Consider the following 2050-nt stretch of genomic DNA (forward strand, 5'->3'; position numbering starts at 1 on the left):
CGACAAGCAGTTGGACGATATACGGATCGACAGCCAGGATGCGATTGCCCCCACCTTTCGCCTGCCCGCCGAGATCCAGGCCCATTACCAGGCCCTCAAACTGCTGCGCAAGCAAGCCTGGCTGCTCGGCGCGCAAGTGCTGCTGACCCTGGGCGTGATCCTCGCCAGCCCTTGGCTACCTTTCGCCGGATAAGGAATCCCCATGTTTGAACCCGTGGTTGCCACCCTGATTACCTCGATGGCCCGCACCGTCACCGGCGCCCGTAGCCTGTGGCTGGGCTGCGCGCCGGTGCCGGTGCAACGCATCTACTTCGCCAACCACAGCAGCCACGGCGACTTCGTGTTGCTGTGGGCATCGCTGCCACAGAACCTGCGCAAATTCACGCGCCCGGTGGCCGGCAGTGACTACTGGAATAAAAGTGCGCTGCGCCGCTACATCATCCGCCGCGTATTCAACGGCGTGTTGATCGACCGTGAACGCAAAGACCCTGTGGATAACCCCTTGCAGCCCATGCTCGCCGCGCTGGAAGGCGGCGACTCGCTGATCATCTTTCCCGAAGGCACACGCAATCTGGAAGACGGCTTGCTGCCGTTTAAAAGCGGCCTGTATCACCTGGCAAAAAGTTACCCACAGGCGGAATTGATTCCGGTGTGGATTGCCAACCTCAACCGGGTCATGCCCAAGGGCCGCGTCCTACCGCTGCCTTTGCTGTGTACCACCAGCTTCGGCGCCCCACTGCAACTGGAAGACGGCGAAGACAAAGCGGCCTTCCTTGCCCGCACCCGCGACGCCCTGCTCGCCCTCGCCCCGGAGCATTCCTGACATGGATAGCCAAACCCTGATGCTGTTCGGTGGGATCGGCGCGATCCTGGTACTCGCCTCGCTGATCGGCCTGATCCTCAAGCTGCGCACCCGTGGCACGCCGAATGCGGTGATCGACAACCTCAACGCCCGCATCAACGCCTGGTGGGTGATGGTGGTGGTGATCGGCATCGCCTTCTGGCTCGGCACCGGCGCAGTGATCCTGCTGTTCTACGCCGTCTCGTTCTACGCCCTGCGCGAATTCCTCACCCTCACCCCCACCCGGCGCAGCGACTACCCGGCCCTGGTGGCCGCGTTTTACCTGGCGCTGCCGCTGCAATACCTGCTGATCTATGCCGACTGGTACGGGCTGTTCTCGATCTTCATCCCGGTGTACGTGTTCCTGCTGCTACCGATCCTCGCCTCCCTCGGCGGCGACAGCACGCACTTCCTGGAGCGTGCGTCGAAGGTGCAATGGGGCCTGATGATCGCGGTGTTCTGCGTGTCCTTCGTGCCCGCCCTGCTCACCCTCGACATCCCCGGCTATGAAGGCCGCAACCTGCTGTTGATCGCCTACCTGGTGATCGTGGTGCAACTGTCGGACGTGCTGCAGTACGTGTGCGGCAAGCTGTTCGGCAAACACAAGATCGCGCCCAACCTGTCACCGTCGAAAACCGTTGAAGGCTTTGTCGGCGGCATCCTGCTCTCCTCCCTGATCGGCGCCGCGCTGTGGTGGACCACGCCGTTCAACCCGTGGCAGTCGTTCCTGATTGCGCTGCTGATCAACCTGCTGGGGTTTGCCGGCGGCATTGTGATGTCGGCGATCAAACGCGACCGTGGCGTGAAGGACTGGGGGCATATGATCGAAGGGCACGGCGGGATGCTCGATCGGCTGGATTCGGTGTGCTTTGCGGCGCCGATCTTCTTTCATCTGGTGCGCTATTGGTGGACCTGACAAACAGCGACCTCAAGCCTGACGAAGATCAACATGTGAATGTCAGCCTCCCATAAACATCCCCCACGATGCGACGTATCGACCTCATCGTTTGTCTTAAAGACGCGTGTAAGATACGTCGCACTTAGCCAGGGATGCTCACCATGTTTGACGCGTTAAAAGCGATCTGTCGCCGCTTGTTCGGTGCGTTAATGACTGTGGTGGGTGCCCTGTTCGGCCAATGGCGGCCGCCGTTCTGGCTGCGTGCCATCGGCCGTGGCGGGCTGAACCTGGCGAGCAAGGCCCGCGCTTAC

The 2050-nt window shown here is 61.7% G+C and carries 2 protein-coding genes and 1 pseudogene; all 3 read left to right on the top strand.

The annotated features are described in order from the left end of the window. Window positions 1–193, top strand: a pseudogene (locus L9Z73_RS31365) (hypothetical protein); the annotation flags it as partial. Between the two features lie 9 nt (window positions 194–202). After that, on the top strand, window positions 203–823 hold the full coding sequence (locus L9Z73_RS29770) for a lysophospholipid acyltransferase family protein (RefSeq protein ID WP_247408496.1): 621 nt from the start codon (window positions 203–205) through the stop codon (window positions 821–823). Window position 824: 1 nt separating this feature from the next. After that, window positions 825–1757, top strand: coding sequence for a phosphatidate cytidylyltransferase (locus L9Z73_RS29775; protein ID WP_247408497.1), 933 nt, complete (start codon window positions 825–827; stop codon window positions 1755–1757). The last annotated feature ends 293 nt before the right edge of the window (window positions 1758–2050 follow it).

It is taken from the genome of Pseudomonas emilianonis, from assembly GCF_023072625.1.
In the GTDB taxonomy this organism is placed as follows: domain Bacteria; phylum Pseudomonadota; class Gammaproteobacteria; order Pseudomonadales; family Pseudomonadaceae; genus Aquipseudomonas; species Aquipseudomonas paraveronii.

Excerpts from the sequence above, each read along its gene's own strand:
- L9Z73_RS29770 (WP_247408496.1), top strand. The coding sequence starts at position 203 with ATGTTTGAACCCGTGGTTGCCACCCTGATTACCTCGATGGCCCGCACC.
- L9Z73_RS29775 (WP_247408497.1), top strand. The coding sequence starts at position 825 with ATGGATAGCCAAACCCTGATGCTGTTCGGTGGGATCGGCGCGATCCTG.